Annotated in this window: 25 protein-coding genes, 5 tRNA genes and 2 other annotated features; all 30 genes read right to left on the reverse strand. The window is 50.0% G+C overall.

Annotated features, from left to right (window positions below; all coding sequences use genetic code 11):
• Window position 1: 1 nt before the first annotated feature.
• Complete coding sequence (gene fusA, locus SLIP_RS11095) at window positions 2–2,086, reverse strand: elongation factor G (protein ID WP_013176383.1); 2,085 nt, start codon at window positions 2,084–2,086, stop codon at window positions 2–4.
• Window positions 2,087–2,115: 29 nt separating this feature from the next.
• Complete coding sequence (gene rpsG, locus SLIP_RS11100; protein WP_013176384.1) at window positions 2,116–2,586, reverse strand: 30S ribosomal protein S7; 471 nt, start codon at window positions 2,584–2,586, stop codon at window positions 2,116–2,118.
• A gap of 14 nt (window positions 2,587–2,600) precedes the next feature.
• A complete protein-coding gene (rpsL, locus tag SLIP_RS11105; protein ID WP_013176385.1) occupies window positions 2,601–2,981 on the reverse strand; it encodes a 30S ribosomal protein S12 in 381 nt (126 codons plus the stop codon).
• Window positions 2,982–3,002: 21 nt separating this feature from the next.
• The gene (locus SLIP_RS11110; RefSeq protein ID WP_013176386.1) at window positions 3,003–3,251 is read right to left on the reverse strand and encodes a ribosomal L7Ae/L30e/S12e/Gadd45 family protein; all 249 of its coding nucleotides are present in this window, start codon (window positions 3,249–3,251) and stop codon (window positions 3,003–3,005) included.
• 94 nt (window positions 3,252–3,345) lie between these two features.
• Complete coding sequence (gene rpoC, locus SLIP_RS11115; RefSeq protein ID WP_013176387.1) at window positions 3,346–6,804, reverse strand: DNA-directed RNA polymerase subunit beta'; 3,459 nt, start codon at window positions 6,802–6,804, stop codon at window positions 3,346–3,348.
• Between the two features lie 53 nt (window positions 6,805–6,857).
• The gene (gene rpoB, locus SLIP_RS11120; protein ID WP_013176388.1) at window positions 6,858–10,277 is read right to left on the reverse strand and encodes a DNA-directed RNA polymerase subunit beta; all 3,420 of its coding nucleotides are present in this window, start codon (window positions 10,275–10,277) and stop codon (window positions 6,858–6,860) included.
• A gap of 265 nt (window positions 10,278–10,542) precedes the next feature.
• The gene (locus tag SLIP_RS12820) at window positions 10,543–10,716 is read right to left on the reverse strand and encodes a hypothetical protein (protein ID WP_013176389.1); all 174 of its coding nucleotides are present in this window, start codon (window positions 10,714–10,716) and stop codon (window positions 10,543–10,545) included.
• A 185-nt stretch (window positions 10,717–10,901) separates the two neighbouring features.
• Window positions 10,902–11,282, reverse strand: a complete 381-nt coding sequence (gene rplL / locus SLIP_RS11125) for a 50S ribosomal protein L7/L12 (protein WP_013176390.1) — start codon at window positions 11,280–11,282, stop codon at window positions 10,902–10,904.
• 34 nt (window positions 11,283–11,316) lie between these two features.
• Window positions 11,317–11,841 (reverse strand): 50S ribosomal protein L10, encoded by a 525-nt coding sequence (gene rplJ / locus SLIP_RS11130; RefSeq protein WP_013176391.1) that lies wholly within the window; start codon window positions 11,839–11,841, stop codon window positions 11,317–11,319.
• 28 nt (window positions 11,842–11,869) lie between these two features.
• Window positions 11,870–12,009: a sequence feature (ribosomal protein L10 leader region), on the reverse strand.
• 316 nt (window positions 12,010–12,325) lie between these two features.
• Window positions 12,326–13,027 (reverse strand): 50S ribosomal protein L1, encoded by a 702-nt coding sequence (rplA, locus tag SLIP_RS11135; RefSeq protein ID WP_013176392.1) that lies wholly within the window; start codon window positions 13,025–13,027, stop codon window positions 12,326–12,328.
• 53 nt (window positions 13,028–13,080) lie between these two features.
• On the reverse strand, window positions 13,081–13,503 hold the full coding sequence (gene rplK, locus SLIP_RS11140) for a 50S ribosomal protein L11 (protein ID WP_013176393.1): 423 nt from the start codon (window positions 13,501–13,503) through the stop codon (window positions 13,081–13,083).
• A gap of 49 nt (window positions 13,504–13,552) precedes the next feature.
• On the reverse strand, window positions 13,553–14,131 hold the full coding sequence (gene nusG, locus SLIP_RS11145; RefSeq protein ID WP_423218590.1) for a transcription termination/antitermination protein NusG: 579 nt from the start codon (window positions 14,129–14,131) through the stop codon (window positions 13,553–13,555).
• 23 nt (window positions 14,132–14,154) lie between these two features.
• On the reverse strand, window positions 14,155–14,394 hold the full coding sequence (gene secE, locus SLIP_RS11150) for a preprotein translocase subunit SecE (protein ID WP_041433055.1): 240 nt from the start codon (window positions 14,392–14,394) through the stop codon (window positions 14,155–14,157).
• Window positions 14,395–14,439: 45 nt separating this feature from the next.
• Window positions 14,440–14,589 (reverse strand): 50S ribosomal protein L33, encoded by a 150-nt coding sequence (gene rpmG / locus SLIP_RS11155; RefSeq protein WP_041433057.1) that lies wholly within the window; start codon window positions 14,587–14,589, stop codon window positions 14,440–14,442.
• Window positions 14,590–14,791: 202 nt separating this feature from the next.
• Window positions 14,792–14,868 (reverse strand) — tRNA-Met (locus SLIP_RS11160).
• A 24-nt stretch (window positions 14,869–14,892) separates the two neighbouring features.
• A tRNA-Thr gene (locus SLIP_RS11165) sits at window positions 14,893–14,968 on the reverse strand.
• 4 nt (window positions 14,969–14,972) lie between these two features.
• Window positions 14,973–15,048, reverse strand: a tRNA-Met gene (locus tag SLIP_RS11170).
• Window positions 15,049–15,134: 86 nt separating this feature from the next.
• A tRNA-Tyr gene (locus tag SLIP_RS11175) sits at window positions 15,135–15,219 on the reverse strand.
• Between the two features lie 13 nt (window positions 15,220–15,232).
• Window positions 15,233–15,307, reverse strand: a tRNA-Thr gene (locus tag SLIP_RS11180).
• 60 nt (window positions 15,308–15,367) lie between these two features.
• Window positions 15,368–16,021 (reverse strand): RNA polymerase sporulation sigma factor SigH, encoded by a 654-nt coding sequence (gene sigH / locus SLIP_RS11185; RefSeq protein ID WP_013176397.1) that lies wholly within the window; start codon window positions 16,019–16,021, stop codon window positions 15,368–15,370.
• A gap of 210 nt (window positions 16,022–16,231) precedes the next feature.
• On the reverse strand, window positions 16,232–16,747 hold the full coding sequence (locus SLIP_RS11190) for an NYN domain-containing protein (protein ID WP_013176398.1): 516 nt from the start codon (window positions 16,745–16,747) through the stop codon (window positions 16,232–16,234).
• Window positions 16,744–17,496, reverse strand: coding sequence for a 23S rRNA (guanosine(2251)-2'-O)-methyltransferase RlmB (rlmB, locus tag SLIP_RS11195; RefSeq protein WP_013176399.1), 753 nt, complete (start codon window positions 17,494–17,496; stop codon window positions 16,744–16,746). Before rlmB ends, SLIP_RS11190 begins: the two co-directional genes overlap by 4 nt.
• Window positions 17,480–18,280, reverse strand: coding sequence for an FAD-dependent thymidylate synthase (thyX, locus tag SLIP_RS11200; RefSeq protein ID WP_013176400.1), 801 nt, complete (start codon window positions 18,278–18,280; stop codon window positions 17,480–17,482). The genes rlmB and thyX overlap by 17 nt, the downstream gene beginning before the upstream one ends.
• 668 nt (window positions 18,281–18,948) lie before the next feature.
• Entirely contained in the window at window positions 18,949–19,371 is a 423-nt protein-coding gene (locus SLIP_RS11210) for a Mini-ribonuclease 3 (protein ID WP_041433062.1), read from the reverse strand.
• Window positions 19,349–20,965 (reverse strand): cysteine--tRNA ligase, encoded by a 1,617-nt coding sequence (gene cysS / locus SLIP_RS11215; RefSeq protein ID WP_041433694.1) that lies wholly within the window; start codon window positions 20,963–20,965, stop codon window positions 19,349–19,351. The genes SLIP_RS11210 and cysS overlap by 23 nt, the downstream gene beginning before the upstream one ends.
• Window positions 20,913–21,632 carry a serine O-acetyltransferase gene (gene cysE / locus SLIP_RS11220; RefSeq protein ID WP_013176403.1) on the reverse strand — a complete coding sequence of 240 codons (720 nt, stop codon included), beginning with the start codon at window positions 21,630–21,632 and terminating at the stop codon, window positions 20,913–20,915. The genes cysS and cysE overlap by 53 nt, the downstream gene beginning before the upstream one ends.
• Window positions 21,633–21,673: 41 nt before the next feature.
• Window positions 21,674–21,910, reverse strand: a binding site (T-box leader).
• 79 nt (window positions 21,911–21,989) lie between these two features.
• Window positions 21,990–23,444, reverse strand: coding sequence for a glutamate--tRNA ligase (gltX, locus tag SLIP_RS11225; RefSeq protein ID WP_013176404.1), 1,455 nt, complete (start codon window positions 23,442–23,444; stop codon window positions 21,990–21,992).
• Between the two features lie 79 nt (window positions 23,445–23,523).
• Window positions 23,524–24,000 carry a 2-C-methyl-D-erythritol 2,4-cyclodiphosphate synthase gene (ispF, locus tag SLIP_RS11230; RefSeq protein WP_041433696.1) on the reverse strand — a complete coding sequence of 159 codons (477 nt, stop codon included), beginning with the start codon at window positions 23,998–24,000 and terminating at the stop codon, window positions 23,524–23,526.
• Window positions 24,000–24,710, reverse strand: coding sequence for a 2-C-methyl-D-erythritol 4-phosphate cytidylyltransferase (ispD, locus tag SLIP_RS11235; protein ID WP_013176406.1), 711 nt, complete (start codon window positions 24,708–24,710; stop codon window positions 24,000–24,002). The genes ispF and ispD overlap by 1 nt, the downstream gene beginning before the upstream one ends.
• Window positions 24,703–25,815, reverse strand: coding sequence for a PIN/TRAM domain-containing protein (locus SLIP_RS11240; protein ID WP_013176407.1), 1,113 nt, complete (start codon window positions 25,813–25,815; stop codon window positions 24,703–24,705). The genes ispD and SLIP_RS11240 overlap by 8 nt, the downstream gene beginning before the upstream one ends.
• Between the last annotated feature and the right edge of the window lie 104 nt (window positions 25,816–25,919).

The following is a 25,919-nucleotide window of genomic DNA, read 5'->3' on the forward strand; positions in this document are numbered from 1 at the left end:
TTTAATTAGGCAAGCCGTATCGCCTGGCTATAATCTCCTTGGTCTTATACTCTGGAACTTCCTCGTAGTGCGAAAACTGCATGGTAAAAGTCCCCCGACCCTGGGTCAGGGATCTGAGATCGGTCGCATATCCGAACATCTCGGACAGGGGTACATATCCCCTAATGGTTCTGATCCCCTTGTTCTCCTCGAGTCCTAACACCCTGCCTCTCCTGGCATTGAGGTCGCTAATAGCATCGCCAGTATGTTCCTCGGGAACAACTATCTCAATATCCATTACAGGTTCGAGTAGAACAGGCCCGGCCTTATCCAAAGAATCTTTGAACGCCATCGACGCCGCAACCTTAAAGGCTATCTCGCTCGAATCCACCTCATGGTATGAACCCCCGATGAGTTTGACTTCGACATCTACCACCGGATAACCCGCCATTATTCCAGCCTCCATGGCCTCTCTTATTCCGGCCTCAATCGCCGGAATAAATTCCTTGGGTACAACCCCTCCACTGGTAGCATCGATAAATCTGAATCCCTCACCCTGAGCCAGCGGGCTTACCTGTAGCAATACGTGCCCGTACTGCCCACGGCCACCGGATTGCCTGATAAATTTGCCTTCCCCTCTGCCTGTCCCCTTAATAGTCTCCTTATAGGACACTTGGGGCCTGCCTACGTTGGCATTTACCTTGAACTCCCTTACCAACCTGTCAACGATTACCTCCAGATGCAGTTCGCCCATACCAGAAATAATGCTTTGCCCTGTTTCCGGGTCTATGAAGGTCTTAAAAGTAGGGTCTTCTTCGGCTAGGCGCTGGAGAGCTTCGCTGATTCTCTCTTCGTCTGCTTTGGTCTTTGGTTCAATGGCCACAGAAATGACCGGTTCCGGAAAAGTCATGGCTTCTAGAAGTATAGGACACTTTTCATCGCTCAGCGTATCTCCGGTAGTCGTTTCCTTCAGCCCTACCCCAGCCACTATATCACCGGCTGAGGCCTCAGCCACCTCTTCTCGATGGTTAGCGTGCATTCTCAAAATGCGACTTAAACGTTCTTTTCGGCCTTTCCTAACATTATATACCAGGCTCCCTGTCTTCACCACCCCCGAGTATACACGAAAATAAGTCAGTTTACCCACATAAGGGTCCACTGCAATCTTGAAGCTAAGAGCACTAAAAGACTCGTCTTTACTGGCAGCCCGGATAACCTCTTCCCCAGTCACGGGATCTACACCTGCCACCGGCGGGATGTCGAGAGGAGATGGTAAATAATCTACGACCGCATCCAACAGGAACTGGACCCCCCGGTTTCTAAAGGAAGAGCCGCACAAGACCGGCACCAATTCATTAGCCAAGGTCTGCTGGCGTATGGCTGCCACGAGCTCGAGCTCGGGAATTTCCTGTCCTTCCAAATACCTTTCTAATATACTCTCGTCTCTCTCCGCCAAGAATTCTATCAGATCCGTTCGCCAACGCAGTGCCTCTTCTTTCTCTTCGCCGGTCAGTTCTCTCTCCCTGATGTCCAAGCCCAGTTCATCATGGTAAGTATAGGCTTTCATTCGGACCAGGTCGATGACCCCAACAAAGCTGTCTTCTACACCAACAGGCAGTTGAATCGCACACGCTTTTTGCCCTAGGTTGCGGTTGATCATTTCGAGCACCCGGAAAAAATCGGCTCCGATCCGGTCCATTTTGTTGATGTAAGCTATTCGAGGTACCCTGTACTTGTCTGCCTGCCGCCACACGGTTTCCGACTGGGGTTGCACTCCCGCTACGGCGCAGAATATGGCTATTGCCCCATCCAGTATTCTGAGCGAGCGTTCTACCTCAACCGTAAAGTCCACATGGCCTGGCGTGTCAATAATGTTGATCCGCCGCCCTTTCCAATAACAGGAGGTGGCCGCTGATGTTATGGTAATGCCGCGTTCCTGTTCTTGAATCATCCAATCCATGGTCGCGGTTCCCTTGTCCACTTCTCCCATCCGGTGCACCCTTCCCGTGTAAAAAAGGATACGCTCGGTGGTTGTGGTCTTGCCAGCATCGATATGGGCCATTATACCTATATTGCGAGTGTTCTCTAACTCATGTGCATCGCTCACGCTGCTACCTCCCATAAACGGGAAAAGCTCTACCAGCGGTAATGGGCAAATGCCTTGTTGGCTTCCGCCATCTTGTGGGTGTCTTCTTTCTTCTTTATAGCTCCACCTGTGTTATTGTAAGCATCTAAGATCTCGGCCGCCAGCCTCTGTATCATGGTTTTTTCCCCCCGGTTACGGGCATAGTTAACCAGCCACCTGATTGCCAGGGTTTGACGGCGTTCCGGTCTCACTTCTACCGGCACCTGGTAGTTGGCACCTCCCACCCGCCGTGGGCGAACCTCCAATACCGGCATCAGATTCTTCAAAGCTTCTTCAAAAACCTCGATAGCAGGTTTGCCGGTCTTCTTCTCTATTATCTCGAATGCACCATAACATATTTTTTCTGCCAGACTCTTTTTGCCGTCCCACATAACCTGGTTCACCAGTTTGGTGAAAACCTTGCTGTGATAGATAGGGTCAGGCAGGACATCCCGTTTGGGAACCGGCCCTTTTCTAGGCATGGTCTACCTCCCTTCTACTTCTTGACTTTTGGCCTCTTGGTACCGTATTTGGAACGCCCCTGATTCCGGTTCTGAACCCCTGAACTATCGAGGGCCCCCCGGATTATGTGATACCTCACTCCTGGCAGGTCCTTAACCCTGCCCCCGCGAATCAGTACCACCGAGTGTTCCTGGAGATTATGTCCGATACCCGGTATATACGCGGTTACCTCTATACCGTTGGTCAACCTCACCCTGGCTACTTTCCGCAAGGCAGAATTAGGCTTCTTAGGAGTGGTGGTGTAAACCCGAGTACAAACACCCCTTTTCTGGGGGTTGCCCTTAAGAGCCGGGGCCGTCGACTTCTTGACAACCTGCTGTCTCCCTTTCCTAACTAGCTGATTAATTGTGGTCACTCAGCCACCTCCCTTCAGTGTCTATTGGGAAAGTATGCCGCAAGATGCCGCCCCCACATTCAGTCCGCAGGCTCGACCTAACCCCAGCATAGAATCCACGAACTCGACTTGAACCCCCCGCTCCTCACAAAGTCTGAGCAAAGGGGCGGTGATGTGCTGGTCAGCATCCTTGGCTATATATACTTTGCGCACAATGCCTTTTTCCACCGCTTTGGCCACTTGCTTGGTCCCCACTACCTTCTTGGCTCTCTTGAGGTCATCCCAGGACATCCCCGACTACCCCCTTTGTGCCGGCCAACAGCTAAACGGCGGAGCTGATCGTACTTCGCGCACTTAAACATTTTAGCACCTGACTTACTCACAGTCAATTGCCGGACTCGGTTTGCTCTGCATCCTCTACTACAAGATTGCGGTATTTGGCGTACCCGGTTCCGGCCGGAATAAGCTTGCCTATGATCACGTTTTCCTTCAAACCGATCAAGCTGTCTACCTTACCCTTGATTGCAGCTTCGGTCAAAACCTTGGTCGTCTCCTGGAAAGAAGCAGCCGACAAAAAAGAATCCGTATTAAGAGAAGCCTTGGTAATACCTAAAAGCATAGGTTTAGCCACGGCAGGGAGACCCTTGTTTTTCTCAAACACCCGACGGTTCTCCTCTTCAAAATCAGAAATGTCCACGTAAGCCCCGGGCAGCAGGTTAGTATCACCGGCTTCTTCAACTTTAACCTTCTTTAGCATTTGCCTGATCATTATTTCTATATGCTTATCGCTTATGTCCACCCCTTGTAGACGGTAGACCTTTTGGACCTCGTGCAAGAGATAGGCCTGCACTGCCCTTAACCCTTTGGTCCGCAAAATATCGTGGGGGTTAAGAGGCCCCTCGGTCAATTCGTCTCCGGGTTCCACTATGTCGCCGTCTTGAACCTTCAAACGGGAACCGTAATGGGCCTGGTAAGCTGCTAAGACTTCACCCTCAGCGTTGACGATTTGTACCTCTCTCCGTCCTTTGTTGTCCACGATTCTTACCGAACCGGAAACCTCGGTAACAACCGCCTGCCCTTTAGGTTTTCTAGCCTCAAACAACTCTTCTACCCGAGGCAAACCGCGGGTAATGTCATCCCCCGCTACCCCTCCGGTGTGGAAAGTGCGCATCGTCAGCTGCGTCCCCGGCTCTCCGATGGATTGGGCTGCTAAAATCCCGACTGCTTCTCCGATCTCGACCTGGTAGCCGGTAGCTAGATTACGCCCGTAACACTTCTGACACACCCCGTGCCTAGTCTTGCAGGTTAAAGCAGACCTGATTTTCACGCTGGTAATGCCCGCCTTGATTATTCGCTCGGCTGCCTCTTCGTCAATTTCCTGATTCTCTTGAACTAGAATCTCGCCGGTTTGCGGATCGACGATATCGTCTACTGCTACTCGGCCGATTATCCTTTCTTCCAGTTTTTCTATTACTTCGGTCCCTTCCGTAATCTCTGAAACCACGATACCTTCGTGGGTACCGCAATCTTCCTCTCTGATGATCACGTCTTGAGAAACGTCAACTAACCTTCGGGTCAGGTAACCGGAGTCAGCTGTACGCAAGGCGGTGTCAGCCAAGCCTTTTCTCGCCCCGTGGGTTGAGGTGAAGTACTCGAGTACGGTCAGTCCTTCCCGGAAGTTAGCTTTTATCGGAAGGTCGATGATCTTGCCCGAAGGATCCGCCATCAGGCCCCGCATTCCCGCCAATTGTCGTATCTGCTGGAAATTACCGCGGGCTCCGGAAATGGCCATCATATACACCGGATTATCCTCATCTAATTGTTGTTTGAGAGCTTCTGTAACCCGGTCTGTCGCTTCGTTCCAGACGTCGACCACCAAGGAATGCCTTTCCTCCGCGGTTATTAGACCAGCCTGGTAGTTTTCTTCTATCTCACTGACCTTCTGATCAGCTTCTCTCAATATCTCCGCCTTGGCATCTGGCGTCTGAAAATCGGTAACACCCACAGTAATGCCGGCCCGTGTGGCAAACGTATATCCAACCGACTTTATTCCGTCTAGCATTCGAGCCGTAACGTCGTTGCCTAGCTTACGATAGCAATTGTAAACCAGGTCCCCGAGCTCTTTCTTACCCACCACTTGGTTCAAATAGCCAAGTTCTTCGGGGATAGTCTCGTTGAATATTATCCTGCCAACCGTAGTCTTTATCTTTTCCCCGTTCTTCATCCTGACGTAGATATTAGCGTGCAGGCTTATGTGTCCCATTTCATAAGCCATTCTTGCCTCTTCCGGTGAAGAGAAATGGCGACCTTCTCCTTTTTCTCCCTCCCGGCTCAAGGTCAAGTAATAACACCCGATGACCACGTCCTGGGTGGGAGTAACGACCGGACGGCCGTCCTTGGGGTTAAGGATGTTACCGCTAGAAAGCATGAGCAACCTCGCCTCGGCCTGAGCTTCGGCTGACAAAGGCACGTGAACCGCCATCTGGTCACCGTCAAAGTCGGCGTTATAGGCCGTACAAACCAACGGGTGTATCTGCAGAGCCCGTCCTTCCACCAGCACCGGTTCAAAAGCTTGAATGCCGAGACGGTGAAGAGTAGGAGCCCGGTTCAATAGTACGGGGTGTTCCTTAATAACGTCGTCCAGAATGTCCCATACCTCGTCCTTTCCTCTCTCAACCATCTTCTTCGCGCTCTTAATGTTGGAGGCCATACCCTTGTCTACCAGTTTTTTCATTACAAAAGGTTTGAACAATTCCAAGGCCATCTCTTTCGGCAACCCGCACTGGTGCATCTTGAGATTCGGTCCCACCACGATGACCGAACGACCGGAGTAGTCCACCCTCTTGCCCAACAGGTTCTGCCTGAAACGCCCCTGCTTACCTTTTAGCATATCGCTCAGCGATTTTAGAGGACGGTTGCCCGGGCCGGTTACAGCCCTTCCCCGGCGCCCGTTGTCGATGAGCGCGTCTACCGCTTCCTGCAACATCCGCTTTTCATTGCGCACTATGATGTCGGGTGCTCCCAAGTCCAGCAACCGCTTGAGCCGGTTATTGCGGTTGATAACCCGCCGGTACAAGTCGTTTAGGTCGGAAGTAGCAAACCTACCCCCGTCCAGCTGCACCATTGGCCGAAGCTCGGGTGGAATAACCGGCAACACCTCCAGTATCATCCATTCCGGGCGATTGCCCGACATGCGAAAAGCCTCAACTACTTCCAGGCGCTTAATGGCCCTGCTCCGTCTTTGCCCGGTGGAAATGCTTATCTCTTCTTTGAGTTCTCTCGACAGTTCCTCAAGGTCAATAGCTTCCAACAACTCTTTGACTGCCTCAGCTCCTATACCAACCCTGAACTTGCCCTCGTACTTTTCTTTGAGCTCGCGGTACTCCCGCTCGTTCAAAAGCTGTTTTCGCAAAAGCGGCGTGTCCCCCGGGTCCAGAACAATATAGTTTACGAAATAGATGACTTTTTCCAACACCTTGGGGGACAAATCTAGCAAAAGACCCATACGGCTGGGTATGCCTTTAAGGTACCAGATATGGGACACCGGAGCTGCCAGTTCGATATGTCCCAGACGTTCGCGCCTGACTTTCGAAGTAGTCACTTCTACCCCGCAACGGTCACACACGATACCTTTGTGTCTGACTCTCTTGTATTTGCCGCAATGGCACTCCCAGTCCTTCACCGGTCCGAATATTTTCTCACAAAACAGACCTTCTTTTTCCGGCCTCAAGGTACGGTAGTTTATAGTTTCTGGTTTCTTTACTTCGCCGCTGCTCCAGGAACGGATTTTTTCGGGGGAAGCCAGTGATATCCGGATACGCTCAAAATTGTTAACATCCAGCAAACTTCGTCTCTCCCTTCTCAGAAGATAAACCTGGCCCTTTCCAAAAAGGCCACCTAATCTAAATCGAAATCGTCATCATGCTCTGGAAGGTCTTCATCCAAGTAATCACCGTCTCCGTAATCACCGTCTTCCTGGTAGCCATCTGCTTCCGTGTCAACAAAAATGTCGTCTTCGTCTTGTTCGTCCTGATCCAATTCCGCCTTTTCCACCTCTTGCCGCTTCGGTCTTGCCAAAGCAGGAATATCGAAACCGAGATCCCTGGCCCTTTCCTCTTCACTCAGGTTATGGTCAGACTCCTGAATCTCTATCTCCCGGTCTTCTTCTGAGAGTATGCGGACATCTAAACACAAGCTCTGAAGTTCTTTTATCAAAACCTTAAACGATTCTGGAACCCCTGGCTCTGGAATATTCTCGCCTTTGACGATAGATTCGTACGTCTTTAGACGCCCAACCACATCGTCTGATTTTACAGTAAGTATCTCCTGCAAAGTGTAGGACGCCCCGTAAGCTTCCAGGGCCCACACCTCCATCTCTCCGAAACGCTGTCCCCCAAACTGGGCTTTTCCACCCAGAGGTTGCTGGGTAACCAAAGAATACGGACCGATTGATCGGGCGTGGATCTTGTCATCGACCAGGTGAGCCAGCTTCATCATGTAGACGTAACCAACCGTAACCTTGTTGTCAAACGGTTCCCCTGTTCTTCCATCATAAAGCTGGATCTTTCCATCTGGGGGCAAACCGGCCTCCGCAAGTTTCTTGAAAATAAGCTCCTCCGTGGCCCCATCAAATACGGGGCTGGCTACGTTAAAGCCCAAGGTCTTGGCCACCAATCCCAGGTGACACTCGAGCACCTGCCCGATGTTCATACGCGAAGGCACACCCAAAGGATTGAGCACTATCTCCACCGGGGTCCCGTCAGGCAGGTAAGGCATGTCTTCTACAGGCAGTATCCGAGAAATAACGCCTTTGTTACCGTGACGCCCTGCCATCTTATCGCCTTCAGATATCTTCCGCTTTTGAGCTACATACACCCTGACCAGTTGATTCACTCCCGGCGCCAATTCGTCCCCAGCTTCACGCGAAAAAACCTTGACATCGACTACTTTGCCAGACTCCCCGTGCGGCACCCGCAAAGAGGAATCTCTGACTTCGCGCGCTTTTTCCCCGAAAATGGCCCGAAGTAATCTCTCTTCCGGAGTCAGCTCAGTCTCTCCTTTAGGAGTGACTTTTCCTACCAGAATATCATCCGCCCTTACCTCTGCTCCCACCCGGATAACGCCTCTTTCATCCAGGTTTTTCAACATATCCTCAGACACATTCGGTATGTCGCGGGTTATCTCTTCCGGACCTAGCTTAGTATCCCGGGCTTCACACTCGTACTCTTCAATGTGGATAGAGGTAAAGACATCTTCCATGACCAGTTTTTCCGATATCAGGATAGCATCCTCGAAATTGTAGCCTTCCCAGGGCATAAACGCTACCATTACATTTCGTCCCAAGGCCAGTTCGCCCTGGTCTGTTGCCGGACCATCGGCGATTATTTCATCCGCTTCAACCCTCTGCCCTGCTACCACTATGGGCCGTTGGTTGATACAGGTACCGTGGTTAGAACGGACAAACTTGAGAAGATGGTAGGTATCGATTTCTCCATCGTCATTCAATATCTGTATGAAATTGGCCGATACCTTCTTAACCACGCCTCCTTTTTTGGCGATCACCACCGCTCCCGAGTCCTTGGCCGCTCTGTACTCCAATCCGGCACCCACTATGGGAGCTTCGGTACGGATAAGAGGTACTGCCTGCCTTTGCATGTTAGCCCCCATCAAAGCCCTGTTGGCGTCATCGTGTTCCAAGAAAGGAATGAGGGAGGTGGCAACGCTGAACACCTGTTTAGGAGAAACGTCCATGTAATCTACTCGCTCCACTCCAACTTCTATGATCTCAGAACCATAACGAGCGATGACTCTGTCGGTCAGAAAGTACCCGTCAGCATCAACCGGGGAGTTGGCTTGAGCGATAACGTATTCTTCTTCCTCGCTGGCAGACAAGTAATGTATTTCATTGGTCACCCTGCGGTTTTCCTTATCCACTTTCCGGTAAGGCGTCTCAATGAAACCGAAGCGGTTGACCCGGGCATAAGTGGATAAAGATCCGATCAAGCCTATATTCGGGCCTTCAGGAGTCTCGATCGGACAAATCCGGCCATAGTGAGAATGGTGCACGTCTCTAACCTGGAAACCGGCCCTTTCCCTGGTCAGACCTCCTGGCCCCAATGCGCTGAGCCTTCGCTTGTGGGTGAGCTCGGCCAAAGGATTAGTCTGATCCATGAATTGGGATAACTGTGAACTGCCAAAGAATTCTTTGACTACTGCGGTGATCGGTCTGATATTGATGAGAACCTGCGGAGTAAGCGCCTCGACGTCGTGAATTGACATCCTTTCCTTGACTACTCTTTCCATGCGGACTAGTCCAGTCCGAAACTGGTTCTGAAGAAGTTCCCCTACCGACCGTAAACGCCTGTTCCCTAAATGGTCGATAATGTCGGTTTTGCCTTCGCCCCGAACTAATCCCAGCAAGTAGCCGATGGTGGCGATGATATCCCGCGGCTGCAGACACCTAACGTCGTCCGGAGTATCAAGATTTAGCTTCTTGTTGATCTTGTACCTCCCTACGGCGGCCAAGTCATAGCGACGTGGATCAAAGAAAAGATTGTGGAGCAGCTGTTCGGCACCGTCGACCGTAGCCAATTCGCCCGGTCGCAGCCGGCGATAGAACTCGATCAAGGCTTCTTCCCGGTTAGTGGTAGTGTCTTTTTCCAAAGTCTTGACTATTGTCTCGTCGTTGTTAAACAAAGCCAGTATATCTTCGTTGGTGGGATACCCCAATGCCCGCAGAAGCACAGTAACCGGTATCTTCCGCGTCTTATCAATCCTGGTGTAGACCGCTCCGGAGCTGTCCATCTCCAACTCAAACCAGGCCCCGCGGTTAGGAATAATGGTTGCCCCGTACAACGTTTTTCCGGTGATATCCACCCGGTCGTTGAAATACACGCCAGGAGACTTGACGAGTTGGCTGACGACAACTCTTTCAGCCCCGTTAATGATGAACGTTCCTTTGTCTGTCATAATGGGAAGATCTCCCATATACACTTCGGATTCCCTGATTTCGCCGTTCTCTTTGTCGGTTAACCGTACCCGGAGCTTCAAGGGCGCCTGATAACTTACGTCCCTTTCTTTGCATTCCTGCACTTCGTATTTGGGCTCGCCAAGAGTGTAGTCGATGAAATCAAGTTGTAAATTACCGGTGAAATCCTCTATAGGGAAGACCTCTTGCAAAGCCTCCCGCAACCCCGTCTCCAAGAACCACTGGTATGATTTTTTCTGGACCTCAATCAGATCAGGGAGTTCCATGACCTCCTGGATAGATGAATAACTGACGCGTTCGCGGCGGCCGTATTTCACTACCCTTTCCATTTACGGACTTCACCCCTCGTCGTGTATTCCTAAAAGAGTTAAAAGCAAGGTCTGTAAACTAACCTCGCTTCTTCGAACCTGTTCCGTGTATTAGCTGCTTTAGCTGCTTTCCATTCCTTAGCACATACAGAAAAGCACATACAGAAACTTGCCGTAAACTCCTACGAATGGCAATTGTTAATGTTACCATATGTACCACCTGGAGTCAAGATTTCTAAACAACAAAGTTGCAGAAACTCGACGGGCAAAGCGAAGATACCAACATCTAGTAATCTAAAGAATTGATGTTCTCTTTCTCCTCTTCTTCCTCCAGTTCACCTGACTCCAATTCTTCAATCAGACGCTCCGTTTTTCGCAGTTGTTTGAGGAAAAAAAGCACAGTAAACAACAATGCCCCTACCAAGCACAGTCCAATAAAAATAAGATACTTACCCGTCAATTCGATCCCTCCAGAAAGAATCTAACAAAAAGCATTCCCAAAAACCCTAGCTGTGACCGGATTCTAACTGGTTCCTAATACAAGCCATTCATTGACACAGACCCCCATCACACCTTGGTGTTATGGGGGTCTGGCTAGCAATTCTACGGTACTTCTTAATCTTGGCGCCGTCAGTCCTTTAATATCTACTTGATCTCAACCGTTCCTCCGGCTTCCTCAATTTTAGCTTTGATGGCTTCTGCTTCCTCCTTTGAAACCTTTTCCTTTATCGGCTTCGGAGCTTCGTCTACTAGAGCCTTGGATTCTTTCAACCCTAGTCCGGTTAGTTCGCGCACAACCTTGATTACATTAACCTTTTTGTCGCCGGAACTGGTAAGTATCACGTCGAATTCAGTCTGCTCCTCTTCCGCTTCCGCCGGAGCAGCCGCAACTGCAGGGCCCGCTGCTACCGCTACTGGAGCAGCCGCACTTACTCCGAACTCTTCTTCCAAAGCTTTCACCAACTCAGAAAGCTCCAGAACCGTCATGTTCTTAATAATTTCAATTACCTCTTGCACCCTACTCATTTTCTCATCCTCCTATGCTAATAATTCATTAAGCTTACGATGCTTCTCTTTTCTCCTTGATAGCGTTTATTGCCCGAGCCAACCCGGACAAATTGGCGTTCAATACATAAACCAGGCCACGTACCGGGCCTTGAAGTCCGCCTAGAACCATGGCGATGATAACCTCCTTGGGAGGCAGAGCAGCTAGTGACTCGATGTCCTTTACCTTGATGACCCTACGGTCCAGTATACCGGCTTTGACCTCTAATTTCTTAAACTCCTTGATGAAATCGTTGACGATTTTGGCCGGCTCGACCGGATCCTCGTACCCGAAAACTACCGCGTTTGGCCCCTCTAGGTGAGGCTCGACTTCTTCCAGACCACATTCCCGCAGAGCAAATCTGGCCAATGTGTTTTTGACTACCTTCAGCTCTACGCCGGCTTTTCTTAGGCGGTTCCGTAGTTCAGTCATCTCAGCCACTGTTAACCCGCGATAGTCAGTGAATATGGCCACTGTTGACCTGGAAAACCTGTTCTTGAGATCGTCAACTACCTGTCTCTTGGCTTCGATATCTGGCATTCGACTTTCACCCCCTTTTGCCTGTGCATACAAAAAAACAAAACCTCCGCAGACACCAAGACGCAGAGGTTACCGGCTGTTTGAACCTATTTTCCTCTGACCTCGGTGGGCCAAACTATTAAGGCTCCAAAAGCCACCCACTGTCTACGGTCAATCAGGTATTTAATTGTGCCCTGTTACAGGAATGAGATGCAGACCCCCATGACACCTCCAGGTGTCACCGCTGGAGAATAAAAACCTGGTCGTTTTAATAATGATGAAAGATTTTCGGTCATAAGACCATCTGTGTTCATCCGCCCGGCACTCAGTTAGCTGAGTTTGTAGCACCATGCTGTTTCGCATGCAAAAGGACAGTTGCTAAGAATTTAGAACTTGGCTGAGTGCCGGGTCTGTGTCCATCTGTGGCATGTTTTCGTGGCAGATTAATAACCATCGATGGACACAAATTAGTTCGGATTTACACAAATCAAAAACTTCGAGAAAGTTACCTGGCCTTTTGCATAACACTGACAGGATTTATCTTAATGCCAGGGCCCATGGTCGATGAAACAGCTATGGAGCGCAAATACTGTCCTTTAGCAGCCGGCGGTTTGGCCTTGATCAGTGCTTCTACAAACGCACCGAAGTTTTCTTCCAGTTTATCAAGATCGAAAGAGACCTTACCAATAGGACCGTGAACGATAGCTGTCTTATCCACCCTGAATTCGATTCTCCCGGCCTTGAGTTCCTTAACAGTCCGGGCTATGTCAAAGGTGACCGTACCTGACTTCGGATTCGGCATAAGCCCGCGAGGGCCGAGAATCTTACCCAGCTTACCAACTACCCCCATCATGTCAGGAGTAGCCACGGCCACGTCAAAGTCAAGCCACCCTCCTCGTATTTTCTCCGCCAGTTCTTCTCCTCCCACTACATCGGCTCCTGCTTCTTCCGCTTCCTTCACCTTTTCGCCTTTGGCAAACACCAATACCCTCCTCGTCTTTCCGGTGCCGTGCGGAAGTCCAACTGTACCCCGAACTTGCTGATCAGCGTGGCGAGGATCAACCCCCAGCCTAACCGACAGCTCCACCGTCTCGTCGAACTTGGCACTAGCCAGCTCCTTAACCAGCTGCAGGGCTTCACCTGGCTCATAAAGCCGATTGCGATCGATTTTCTTTAGAGCTTCCAAATACTTCTTTCCTCTCTTCATTGCGGACAAACCTCCTTGTGGTAGTCTCGGACTTACGTCCTCCCACTGGTTTCTTATTCGATGGTGATTCCCATGCTACGGGCTGTTCCCTCAATCATCCTCATCGCGGCCTCCAAGTCACAGGCATTTAGGTCCTGCATCTTCTGCTCGGCGATCTCTCTGACTTTGGCCCGGCTTATCTTCGCTACCTTGTTTCGGTTAGGTACCCCAGAACCCTTCTCAATGCCAGCTGCCTTTTTCAGAAGATCCGAGGCCGGGGGTGACTTCAGGACGAACGTAAAAGAACGGTCATCATAAACCGTAATCTCTACCGGAATGATAAACCCGGTCTGGTTGGCCGTCCTAGCATTGTAATCCTTGCAGAAAGCCATTATGTTAACGCCGTACTGACCCAAAGCTGGACCAACAGGGGGAGCCGGCGTAGCTTTCCCGGCCGGAATCTGTAGTTTGACTATTCCTATAACCTTTCTTGCCATCTCTACACCTCCTCGAATCAAAACTAATCACAATACTAATTACTGGAAGTCACAGTTTCTCTACCTGCTCGTAATCTAACTCCACCGGGGTCTCACGGCCAAACATCGAAATGTTTACCCTCAGCTTCCCCCGATCAGCCAGAATCTCCTTAACCATGCCTTCGAAGTTTTCAAACGGACCGCTTTTAACCCGCACGTATTCCCCTACTTCAACATCGATTTTAGGCTTGGTTTCCAACATGCCCATGTGCTTAAGTATCTTTTGAACCTCGTGCGGCTGCAAAGGAATAGGCTTGGTCCCGCTGCCTACAAATCCAGTGACTCCTGGAGTATGCCTGACCGTGACCCAAGAATCGTCAGTCATTATCATTTCAACCAAAACGTACCCCGGAAAGATGCGCTTCTTAGTGACTTTCTTCTGCCCGCCTTTGTATTCGACCTCGTCCTCTTCCGGAATCAATACCTGGAAAATCTGGTTTTCCATGTTCATCGAAGCTACTCTCTTCTCGAGGTTCGCCTTGACCTTGTTCTCGTAACCGGAATAGGTATGTACTACATACCAGCGCCTTTCCGGATTGTCTGTCCCTACCTCAACATTCCTAGATTCCTTTTCCTCGTCCAAGGATATAAGGGACACCTCCTCCACCACTCCTACTGAACAGCGTTAAAAAGCAGTTCCAACAAATACGATAATAAGAAATCAAAGGCCCATATGATTACTGCCACCAAAGCCACTGAGATCAAAACCACTGCCGTGTAAGCCACTAACTGGTTACGGTTCGGCCAATGGACCTTTTTCAGCTCGTTATAAACCCCCCTAAGGTAATCCCTTACGTACCCCCAGCGAACCATGAGAGAGGACTGCTCTTGCTTCTTCACTCCAGCCACCATGTATTCACACCTTCAATTATTTACTGTTACCGCGAGATACCTGCCCTACTTCGTCTCTTTGTGTAGGGTATGGGTATTACAGAACCTGCAATACTTTCGTATCTCCATCTTCTCCGGATGTTTTCTCTTATCCTTGGTAGTGACATAGTTGCGTTGTTTGCACTGACTGCAGGCTAAGGTTATTCCTACGCGCATTACTGCACCCCCTAATCGCAAATTGCCTATCCTACTGTAGCATAAGCCAAAATCACTGTCAACCTTGACCCGACAACCGTCTAAACTCTCAGCCATCAATCACCTTACCGGTCCATCCCACGGAACACGTCGATCAAGTAAGTCATGACCAAGCGACGATATAAAATAAAGGAAGTGAGTTATCCCACTTCCCTGATTGCTTTGGTAGCGGTGCAGGGACTCGAACCCCGGACACTGCGGGTATGAACCGCATGCTCTAGCCAGCTGAGCTACACCGCCACGACTCTATTCGTAGACATGAAATGGAGCCCATAACCGGATTCGAACCGGTGACCTTATCCTTACCAAGGATACGCTCTGCCTCCTGAGCTATATGGGCACGTTGGTTGCGGGGGCTGGATTTGAACCAGCAACCTTCGGGTTATGAGCCCGACGAGCTACCTGCTGCTCCACCCCGCGACGTTGATGAGACCGCCTCAATGGCTAGACCATCTCAAGATTTATTTGATCTTTCTCCGAACCGCGCAGTACTCGGTTGTAACAAATGGTGGAGGGAGCTGGATTCGAACCAGCGAAGGCTGTGCCAACAGATTTACAGTCTGCCCCCTTTGGCCGCTTGGGTATCCCTCCATTTTTTGCTGGTTGGAGCCGAGCACAGGACTCGAACCCGCAACCTGCTGATTACAAATCAGCTGCTCTACCATTGAGCTAGCTCGGCTCAGCATTTATATTATACGGCATTCTTTCGGTTAGTCAAGAATATAACTCGCCGCATTTTTCAGGATTCCATTTCTTCTCTGTCTTCCAAAAACTTTTCTAATTTCCGTTTAACCCTCTGCAAAGCGTTATCTATAGACTTAACGTGCCGCTTGAGATCCAGGGCGATCTCTTGATACGACTTGCCTTCCAAGTAGGCCATCAAGACCTTCCATTCAAGCGAACTCAGTATTTCTCCCATCTTCTGTTCGATACAGACAAATTCTTCCCTACTTATTACGATATCTTCCGGGTTAGTTATGCGAGTAGTTGCCAGGATATCCATCAAAGTCCGATCCGATTCATCGTCATAGATAGGTTTGTTCAATGAAACGTATGAATTGAGCGGAATGTGCTTCTGCCGCGTAGCGGTCTTTATAGCAGTGATAATCTGCCTGGTTATACACAGTTCTGCGAAAGCCCTAAAAGAGGTAAGCTTATCACCTTTATAATCTCGAATAGCCTTGAATAGTCCGATCATCCCCTCCTGGATGATGTCTTCCTTGTCCGCTCCGATGAGAAAATACGACCTAGCCTTGGCCCTGACGAAGTTCTTATACTTGTCCACCAAGTACTCAGTAGCCAACTGCTCGCCTTCCTGGGCAAGTTCCACTATTTCTTCATCGGATAGATCGTCATAAGCTACGTCGCACCTCTTGTAGGCAAGTAAGCTCATCTAACCGCCCCCAGACTTTGGTATCTATTCAGTTTTATAAAGCTCGAGAAACCCGGACATATACAAGCAATTTAATTATATAGCCATTAAATTTCTTAAGTCAAGCTATGGTACGTCCTGCCTGCCGAACCGGTAGGTCACTTTGCTGTACACACGCCCTAAATTAATATCATCGCCTCCCCACCCGTCGAGCTACCACGCCCGCTCTGGTCATCGCTTACGCCTGATATCCAGCAGCTTCCTGACCTTCTCGCTCAACCGGTTTACTAAAAGCCTGTCGGATATGGATTCCGGTTTTTCCCATTCCTTGAGTTTGAGCAAGGTTTCTTCTACCTCGTGATACAGTTCCCTGGCGGAAACCCTGTAAGCTCCTTTTCCAAAGACTATCCTCTGTTCGGTCCAATCCGAGGTCGCCACGTAGACCTCCTGTTCCTCTTCAGCCGCGTAGTCCCCAACCAATCTCTCTATAACTTCGTCCGCGGTCTCACCTTCTCGGGAAAACAGAACCTCAACCCCGTTAAACGTTTCCCTGCTACCGACAGCCCCTTTCACCTGATGAGCATCGAAAACGATGACAACCTGCCGGCCTGTGAAACCGGCGTAGTTGATCATCAATTCCACCAACTTCTCCCGAGCCCTCTGTAAATTGTCGCTTTTCAGCCTCGACAGTTCCGGCCAAGAATTGATGATGCTGTACCCGTCTACAAGAAGTACTGTTTTTCTCATCCCTTTACTCCGCCATCCTGGTACCTCTGACGCAACACTTCGAAGGTAACCAGAGCACAAGCTGTTGAAACATTAAGAGAATTAAGCTGGCCAAACATAGGGATGCTTACAAGGATGTCGCAGTGTTCTCTCACCAACCGCCTGATGCCCCTGCCCTCGCCGCCAAAAACCAGCGCCAAAGGTGCTGCCAATGAAACCTCAAAATAGGTGTGGTTGGCCATCGCGTCTGCTCCTACTATCCACAAGCCACCTTGTTTTAGTTCCTCTATAGCCCGAACCAGATTAGTAACCAACGCTATCTTCATGTGTTCTACTGCACCAGCCGAAGCCCTTCCTACTGCCGGCGTAACCTTCACCGAATGGTGGAGAGGCAGCACTATGCCATGAACCCCCGCACACTCAGCTGTCCGTATGATGGCTCCTAAGTTTTGCGGATCCTCCACCCCATCCAGCAGTATGAGAAATGGCTGTTCGCCCCGACTTTGGGTAAATTCCAAGATGTCTTCGATAGGCCAGTAATGATAAGGAGAGGCAAGGGCAACGACTCCCTGCGGTGAACCTGAAGCCGACATGCTCCTCAATTGATTCTTGCCGACGCTTTCGACCGGAATCCCCCGTTTGTGAGCATGGGCCAGTATTGACTCCACCCTGCGATCCTTCCTGGAATCATCCACGTAAATCCTATGAATCTGACGACCGGCCTTCAAAGCCTCGCTGACCCAGTTTATCCCTTCAATCTGCTCGTTCAATTGGCACCCCTGTTAAATTCCTATATTTCTCTTGAATTTCCTTGCTCTTGCCGCAGCTCATCTTCCCTTCGGGGCATTTCCCCAACATGTAGCACCCGGGTCCGGCTTTGGCAAAAAGAGTAGGGGCTACCTGTCTCACCAGTCTCAACATCTCTTCTGCCAGTCTTCTTATCTCCCATTGAGCCCGATTACAGCAACGCTGGCGGAAGAAATTGAACAAGCTCCTGGCGTTCATCGTGACTATAAGCTTGGTTTCGCAAGCATTGGGCAAAACATAGCGGGCATCCTCGATTGCTTGTTTCTCTGCCTCCCGCTTCGCTACCTTTTCGTCTTTTCCTTCCTCAAGCAACTTTTTAAAATGCCGTTCAAAAAGGATTTCGGTCAGGGCACGGTAGTAGGCCTGATCCTCCTGCATCGCCTTCTCGAAAATATCTTTGGCTGCGGGGATCGCCTGTATCTCAGGCGGAATCACATAATCAAACTGATCCTCTCTTACCCACCGCTGCGATTTTACGCTGTAGCTTGCTATTCGATGCCGTGTTATTTGGGCCAAAAGACTCCGGCTTACACCCTCAATCCCAAAAGTAAAGGTAGCATGTTCAATAGGACTTTCATGCCCCAATTCCGTCAGCATGTTTAAAAAATCGCTCGTTGTCTTGCTGTCTAATCCTTCCATTATCCCGTCTATCCCCGATGGGGAGTAGCACAGCTTGGCAGCCACAGCTACAAGCTTCTCCGGTTCATAAGTGTGCTGAAGCAGCCTGACCTTGAGCCTGGTCTCCATCTAATCAAGGCCTCCTGTTCCTTACATAGACCCTCACGACACCTATCGGTGTTACCACTAGAGAATGAAAATGCGGCTATGGAGGAGTGTTAGCCAGCTCGCTCCAAGACTCCTCGCCTGCAACACATCGGCTCTCTTCGGTGCGAAGCGGACCGCTCGGGATTCGTCCGGCACTCAGGGAATGGCATGCTCCGGGAAATCGCTGCTTACGGAAAGGGCTTCCAAGCTACACTCATCCTGAGTGCCGGAACTCAGTCCCTCGCTGCTCGAAACCTCCTGTTTCTCGCTCCGCTTCGCAGCCCTCAGTTTCGCCGTGTGTTGTCCGGCACTCAACGGTAGTAGCGAGCGTCGTTCTATCATTGAGCCGTCGGGTTGAGTGCCGGAGCTCGTCATACGTCGCTCGCCCGGCTAACACTCCCCCTTCGACTCTATTTTCGGGGCAGACCCTCACGACACCTTCCGGTGTCACCACTACAGAATGAAAATACCGACACGCTTGCCAACAACGCGGACATCTATATGCCAATTTTATAATCATCTGTGAACATCTGTTAAAATCTGTGTTTATCAGTGGCTATTTTCGGGGCAGATGATATTAGTTGCTTCTTATTCTACAACTTCTACAACCGCTGCGGTCCTATATAAGAAAATTTTCTCTGTAAACCGGCCTAGATCGCCGGTACCTCCAATTTTTCAAACTCCGACAATACCAGGCTCATGTACTTGTTAAGCTTTTCTTCTTCCCCTTTCAAGTAGAGATAGCCAAAAAGAGCTTCTAACCCCGTACTCAATCGGTAGTCAGAAATATCGACATTGCGAGGGGGTGTAAGTCTTTTGTTGTTCCTGGCTCGCCTTATAACGTCTTTTTCCTCTTCACTCAACTGAGGACTGATCTCCTTCAGCAGCCTGGCCTGAGTAGAAGCCCTGACCAGGCTAACCGCATCTCTATGAACCTCGCCCACCGGTCGGTTGCCTTTCGCCAACAGCTGGGTCCTCACATAAAGCTCATACACCGCATCACCGACATAAGCCAAAAGAACCGGTGACATTTGATTAACCCGTTCGCCTTCAAATCTTTCCAGTAGCTTCAATTCTCCATCTTGCCCCTTCTCTGGTGTCTTCAACGACGACTCCTATTTTCTTGAGGTTGTCTCGGATAACATCGGCGGTGGTGAAGTCCTTGTTCCTTCTGGCCTCCGACCGCCAGCTGAGCAAAGGCTCTATCAAATCAGACACATTCACCGGTCGGTTTGCTCTCCAGGTACTGCCGCTAAACGTGTCTTCAATCTCTATTCCCGCCGATTGCAAACAACTTAGAATGCGTTCGACCCTCTCTAAACTCCCTGACTCCAGCGCCTCTTCCTTCATCTCAAACAATATCTCAATGACTTTATCCGATATTCCATGCCCTTTATGCTCGAAGTCTTCGCTCAAAAAACCTAAGATATTCCCTCCCAACAACGTGAATACTCGATAAGCTTCCTTAATCGCAGCCGGCGCCTTTGAGCTTCCTTCTCCTTCCCAGAAATCAAGGTAAGCGTTGATCTCACGGGCCATATCAAAAAGATACCCTATCGCCTGAGCCGTGTTAAAATCATCGTCCATGGCCACTTCAAACTTCTCTTTCAACTCATGCAGGCGAGATACAAAACCCTTGTCTGCATCTCTAGTCTCATCATTCGCTTCCACTTCTTCATTTTTCACCACTTCGTTCAGCCGACGGAGCGTGTTGTTAAGCCTAGCTAAGGCCCGGCCAGCTTCTTCCAGTTTCGTATTGTCGAAGTCGAGCGGGCTCCGGTAGTGGGTGGACCCTAAGTAAAACCTTACCACTTCGGCTGGATACTGGCTGAGTATTTCTCTCAGAATAAAGAAGTTTCCGAGAGACTTCGACATCTTCTCCTTGTTCACGGTTATAAATCCGTTGTGTAGCCAGTAGCGCACAAATGGCCGTCCGCTGTACGCCTCGCTTTGTGCAATCTCGTTTTCATGGTGGGGGAAAACCAAGTCCGCTCCCCCGCCGTGAATATCCAAGGTTTCCCCCAGGTACTTCATGGCCATAACCGAGCATTCGATGTGCCAACCTGGTCGTCCCGGTCCCCAGGGGCTTTCCCAAGCAGGTTCACCCGGCTTCGCCTCCTTCCACAGAGCAAAATCCATAGGATCCTCTTTACGTTCGTCCACTTCCACCCTGGCCCCAGCCAACATCTCCTCCAACGAACGCCCCGAAAGCTGCCCGTAACGTTCAAACGCTCTTACCCGGTAATACACATCTCCACCTATTCTGTAAGCGTAACCTTTCTCAACCAGGGTTTCGATAACTCTTATAATATCGGGGATATGGTCGCTTACCCGGGGATGGTAGTCAGCTCTTTTTACTCCAAGAGCATCTGCATCTCGAAAGTATTCGTCGATGTATTTTCCGGCCACTTCGGCTGCCGATTTCCCTTCTTCTTGACTCCGCTGGATTATCTTGTCATCGACATCGGTGAAGTTCTGGACATACGTAACCTCGTATCCTTTATATTGTAAATACCTTCTTATAATGTCAAAAACAACTAACGGCCGAGCATTCCCCAGGTGAATGTAGTTGTAAGTGGTAGGCCCGCACACGTACATCTTGACCTTGTTCGGTTCAAGCGTATTTAGTCTTTCCTTTCTTCTGCTTAAGGTGTTGTAAACCTGTATCACGTCTATCCTTCCTTTCGAACATCTCAATCTTGGTCTCTAATTCCTGTATCTTCTCCTGCAAAGCCGCCAAGGTATCGGCTATGGGGTCAGGCAATAAGTGGTGTTCTAGGTCCACTTCAACCCGACCATCCTCTACCTTAGCCCCGTCCCTGATAACCAATCGCCCCGGGACCCCCACGACTGTAGAATTCGGAGGAACGCTCTTTAAAACAACCGACCCTGCTCCGATTTTCGAATTGTCGCCCACAGTAAACGAACCTAAAACCTTGGCTCCCGCACTTATGACCACGTTGTTTCCTATCGTGGGATGACGCTTTCCTTTCTGTTTTCCAGTGCCTCCCAGGGTTACTCCCTGGTAAATCGTGACGTTATCCCCTATCTCCGTCGTTTCACCTATAACGACTCCGCTGCCATGATCGATAAAAAATCCTCTACCAATACGAGCCCCCGGGTGGATTTCGATGCCCGTAAGGAACCGGCTGATGTGAGAAATCAACCTTGCTATCAAGAAAAACCGGTGACAATAAAAATAATGCGCTATGCGGTGGAAGACAATGGCATGAAACCCAGGATAACATAGTACAACCTCCAGCACGCTTCGAGCAACCGGATCCCTCTCGAACACCACCTCAATGTCTCTTTTCAAAGTACTGAACCAACCCATATTTACCAACCCCCTCAGAACCTAAATAAAAAAGCCTGCCGTACAGAGACGGCAAGCCCGCGGTTCCACTCTGTTTGGACACATTCGTGTCCCTCCTCGATAGCTCTAACGGTGCCTAACCGGGTGGACTTACTTCGTGAGTCCTTTTGCTTTCGATTCAGCCCACCTGCTCCCGGGCGCACTTCAGTCCATCCTAACCTGGAAAGGCTCTCAGCCGCTGACCTTTCCTCTCTTATAGGCAGGCACAAGGACCTACTCTTCCCGTTCCCAGCATTTGCGGTCATGTCGTTGTTATTACAATTATGTGAGTTAATTATAGGGTGAGGTTTCAGCTACTGTCAACCGGTTTCCGGTCCGTCAGCTTTCGGTTTCCGTTCTCTTTACAGCTCGCTCCAAACGCCTTCTTACCTCATTCGTTCCCCACAAGGCCATCAAATAAGGCAGTTCCGGCCCTTTGACTTTCCCCGTGAGCGCCGCCCGCAAAGGCATATACACCTTCTTGGCTGATACGCCAGCATCCTTGACCAAGCTTTTCAGAAACTTGTCCATTTCTTGGGGACTCGCCTCCTGATCCAGGATGCGCTCAGAGCAAAGCCGCAAAACCTGAACCACACCCTCTTGTAGGAGAACCTTTTCGGCTTCATGGTCAGGTTCGGCATCCTTAAAGACAAGGTCAAGCTTGTCTGTGATATCCGACAAGCACACCAAATAATCGCGCATGGTTTCAACCAGCAAGGTATATTTCTCATCACCTAAGGACTTTACCTCATCCCGGTATCCCGCCCTTTCTATAAAAGGCCATAGCAGTTCTTTGAGTTCTTCAGTCGATTTCCGTTTGATGTACTGCTGATTTATCCAGTTCAGCTTATCTACGTCAAAGACTGCGGGATTCTTCGCCACTCGTTCCAGAGAAAAACTGTTGGCTATATCCGCCAGGGACATTATCTCTTCTTCGCCTTCAGGCGCCCAGCCAAGAAGAGCTAAGAAATTAACCAGAGCCTCCGGCAGGTATCCTTGCTGTCTGTATTGAATTACCGAAGTTGCCCCATGCCTTTTGCTCATCTTCTGGCGATCGTCCCCCAGTATCAACGATATATGAGCAAACTTCGGCGGTTCAAGCCCTAATGCTTCGTAGATCATGAGCTGGCGCGGCGTATTGGAAAGATGCTCTTCAGCCCGTATGACGTGGGTTATCCCCATCAGATGATCGTCGATAACGACGGCGAAGTTGTAGGTTGGCAACCCGTCAGACTTGACTATTATGAAATCTCCCATGTTTTCACTTTCGAACGCTACCCGCCCCCGGACCAAATCCTCAACCACGAACACCCGGTGTTCAGGAACCCTGAACCTGATAGTGGGCCGCAATCCCTGAGCCAGCTTGGCCTGCCGCTCTGCTTCGTCGAGGTTACGGCAGCGTCCAAGATACCTAGGGGTTTCCCCCTGCTTCATCAGCTGCTCCCTTTCTTCCTCCAGCTCCTCCTCCGTACAAAAGCAAGGATAAGCCCAGCCAGTGGACACCAGGATATCTACCCATCTTTGGTAGATGTCCAGCCGTTCAGTTTGGCGATAAGGCCCGTTCGGTCCCCCTACCTTTATCCCTTCATCCCAAGTGATTCCCAACCATTCCAAGGACTCGATTATCTCCGCTTCATAGTCCCGCGAGGAACGTTCCAAGTCAGTATCCTCAATCCTTACGATGAATTCTCCCCCGTATCTTTTGGCAAAAAGAAAATTAAACAGGGCTGATCTAGCCCCTCCGATGTGAAGCGGTCCTGTAGGGCTGGGAGCGAATCTTACTCTCACTTTCATCCCTGCACCCTCCTCGTTTTCTCCGCCAATTATAGCATTACTAGGATTGCCTAGCAACGGGAAGTCCGGGTATGGTAAGTTACTCCAAATTTTTGAGCAAAACCACAGCATAGGCCGACATACCCTCACCCCGTCCCTCAAATCCCATCCCCTCCGTGGTGGTAGCTTTGACGTTCACCCGAACGGGGTCGATCTCCAAAACCTCTGCCAAGTTGGCGACCATTCGGCCAACAAACGGAGCTAAGCGGGGTCTTTGGGCTACTATGACCGCGTCTATATTCACTACGGCGTAGCCAGCTTTTCTCACCATTTCCCCTATTTGCTCGAGCAAAAAAAGGCTCCGAATGTTGCGGTATCTCTCATCGGAATCCGGAAAGTGTTTCCCTAAGTCACCTAGCCCCGCGGCCCCCAACAAGGCATCACATACCGCATGGGTCAAAACGTCGGCATCGGAATGGCCCAAAAGCCCTAGGTCAAACGGAATATTGATCCCTCCCAGTACCAGAGATCGACCCTCAACCAAGCGGTGGGCATCATAACCTATACCGATTCTCATCACTGTCTGTTTCTCTCCTTTAAACTATCGCTCCGGCTTGCCCTGATGAGGGCTTCGGCTATCAACAGGTCGTCGGGTGTAGTTATTTTGATGTTGCGGTAGTCCCCAGTTATTACCCTTACCCGCCCGCAGTACCGTTCGTATAAAGACGCGTCATCTGTTGCATAAAAGCCCTCGGCCACGGCCTGCTCGTAGGCATATACCAGGCTTCGATAAGGAAACACCTGAGGAGTCTGCGCCTGCCATATTTTGGTACGATCAAGGGTACTCACAATTACACCGTCATCGGTAACTTCCTTGAGCGTGTCTTTGACTGGCACCGCTGGTATCACCGCTCCCCACTCGGTTGCCTTGTGAAGCAAAGACAAAACCAACGCCGATGACAAAAGAGGCCGAGCACCATCGTGCACGGCCACCAGTTTCGTGTCTTGGGCCAGGGTTCGAAGCCCAAGATAAACCGAATCCTGTCTTTCCTTCCCCCCCGCGACCACTTGAACCCGCTCGTTTCCCAGGAGCCTTCGACAATGCTCAACCTCTTGGGGATGAGCTACGACCACCACCTGACTCACTTCTTTTAAGGCTGAGAAAGTCTCGACCGAATACTTTAGAACCGGCTGGCCTGCCAAAAGCAAGAACTGCTTGTTAATATCGGTTTTCATTCTTTGGCCTTTGCCGGCGGCCGCAATAACCACGCCGACGACCTCATCCAAAAAAGTTCACCTCTTGTAGCCTCTGCACCTGGTGCGCTGTCTTTACTCCCAGATTCTCTTTGGTTTTCTTGCTAAATATCATCCGACCGGCTGAGGTCTGGAAAACACTAGTCACCATGACTTCGACCTCATTCCCAATGTCATCCGCACCGTTTTCCACTACCACCATGGTCCCGTCCTCTAAATACCCTACTCCCTGCCCGTCCTCTTTTCCGGCTTTGATTATATGAACCTTGATAGTCTCTCCCGGGAACACGATAACCTTGACCGCATTGGTCAGTTCGTTGACATTGAGAACTCGAATACCTTGCAATTCTGCTACTTTGTTGAGGTTATAATCATTGGTAACGATGCTCGCGTTCAGTTCCTTGCAGAGGCGGATTAGCTTGTTATCAACTTCTTTTTCATCAATGTGATCTCCTTCCACTATTTCAATATTTATTTTAGGGCTTTTCTGCATCTTAGCCAAGATTTCTAATCCGCGTCTGCCTTTATTCCTCCTGATGTAATCTGAAGAATCGGCAATGTGACGTAACTCCTGCAAGACAAAAGAAGGCACCACCAAACGTCCATCCATAAAATTGGCTAAACAAACGTCATAGATGCGTCCGTCTATGATGGCGCTCGTGTCCAGAACCTTGATGTCACTTTTCCTGCCTTCAGAAATGTGAGCCTGAGTTAGCCCGCTACGCCCCCTGGAAAATACCGCGATCATCTCAGCTCCGCGCTTTTTACCGATCTTAAAACCCAGGTAGCCGCAGACCAGGAAAGCCCACAGAATAACATATAACCCCACGCCGCTGACCGACGAGAATGGGAAACCGATGAGAAAACCCGCCAAGAGCCCAAACAAAAGCCCTGCGATGCTCCCGAGCAAAACCTCTGGATCCGTGTTCTCTAGAAAATGGTTTATGTTATTCCATGTCCTCTTGCAAAGGGAAGACGTCTCGACAAGTCCGACATAGACCATGATAGAAAATAAGGCCCCGCTGCCAATTCGAATGCCAAGGTGCTCAAGCCATACCCCGGTTACCTGAAAGAACCAAACCCCAGCCAATAGCGCTATTACAGGCAAAATCCTGATCATCTTAAAGAAGCGCAACATTATTGTTCACCTCCTTTATGTATTCTTGTAATATATTTCAAATATTATACATCTACGGTAATTATCCTACTCTCTTTAGGAAAATTTTTCCGTAACTCTTTGGC

Origin of the sequence: Syntrophothermus lipocalidus DSM 12680 (genome assembly GCF_000092405.1) — a bacterium.
GTDB lineage: Bacteria > Bacillota > Syntrophomonadia > Syntrophomonadales > Syntrophothermaceae > Syntrophothermus > Syntrophothermus lipocalidus.

What these genes read in the sequence shown, in the direction of transcription:
- rpsG (WP_013176384.1), bottom strand. Translation starts at nt 2,586, where the DNA reads ATGCCTAGAAAAGGGCCGGTTCCCAAACGGGATGTCCTGCCTGACCCT.
- SLIP_RS11110 (WP_013176386.1), bottom strand. Translation starts at nt 3,251, where the DNA reads ATGTCCTGGGATGACCTCAAGAGAGCCAAGAAGGTAGTGGGGACCAAG.
- rpoB (WP_013176388.1), bottom strand. Translation starts at nt 10,277, where the DNA reads ATGGAAAGGGTAGTGAAATACGGCCGCCGCGAACGCGTCAGTTATTCA.
- rplL (WP_013176390.1), bottom strand. Translation starts at nt 11,282, where the DNA reads ATGAGTAGGGTGCAAGAGGTAATTGAAATTATTAAGAACATGACGGTT.
- rplJ (WP_013176391.1), bottom strand. Translation starts at nt 11,841, where the DNA reads ATGCCAGATATCGAAGCCAAGAGACAGGTAGTTGACGATCTCAAGAAC.
- rplA (WP_013176392.1), bottom strand. Translation starts at nt 13,027, where the DNA reads ATGAAGAGAGGAAAGAAGTATTTGGAAGCTCTAAAGAAAATCGATCGC.
- rplK (WP_013176393.1), bottom strand. Translation starts at nt 13,503, where the DNA reads ATGGCAAGAAAGGTTATAGGAATAGTCAAACTACAGATTCCGGCCGGG.
- secE (WP_041433055.1), bottom strand. Translation starts at nt 14,394, where the DNA reads ATGGTGGCTGGAGTGAAGAAGCAAGAGCAGTCCTCTCTCATGGTTCGC.
- rpmG (WP_041433057.1), bottom strand. Translation starts at nt 14,589, where the DNA reads ATGCGCGTAGGAATAACCTTAGCCTGCAGTCAGTGCAAACAACGCAAC.
- sigH (WP_013176397.1), bottom strand. Translation starts at nt 16,021, where the DNA reads ATGAGCTTACTTGCCTACAAGAGGTGCGACGTAGCTTATGACGATCTA.
- SLIP_RS11190 (WP_013176398.1), bottom strand. Translation starts at nt 16,747, where the DNA reads ATGAGAAAAACAGTACTTCTTGTAGACGGGTACAGCATCATCAATTCT.
- thyX (WP_013176400.1), bottom strand. Translation starts at nt 18,280, where the DNA reads ATGGAGACCAGGCTCAAGGTCAGGCTGCTTCAGCACACTTATGAACCG.
- cysE (WP_013176403.1), bottom strand. Translation starts at nt 21,632, where the DNA reads ATGGGTTGGTTCAGTACTTTGAAAAGAGACATTGAGGTGGTGTTCGAG.
- gltX (WP_013176404.1), bottom strand. Translation starts at nt 23,444, where the DNA reads ATGAAAGTGAGAGTAAGATTCGCTCCCAGCCCTACAGGACCGCTTCAC.
- ispF (WP_041433696.1), bottom strand. Translation starts at nt 24,000, where the DNA reads ATGAGAATCGGTATAGGTTATGATGCCCACCGCTTGGTTGAGGGTCGA.
- SLIP_RS11240 (WP_013176407.1), bottom strand. Translation starts at nt 25,815, where the DNA reads ATGTTGCGCTTCTTTAAGATGATCAGGATTTTGCCTGTAATAGCGCTA.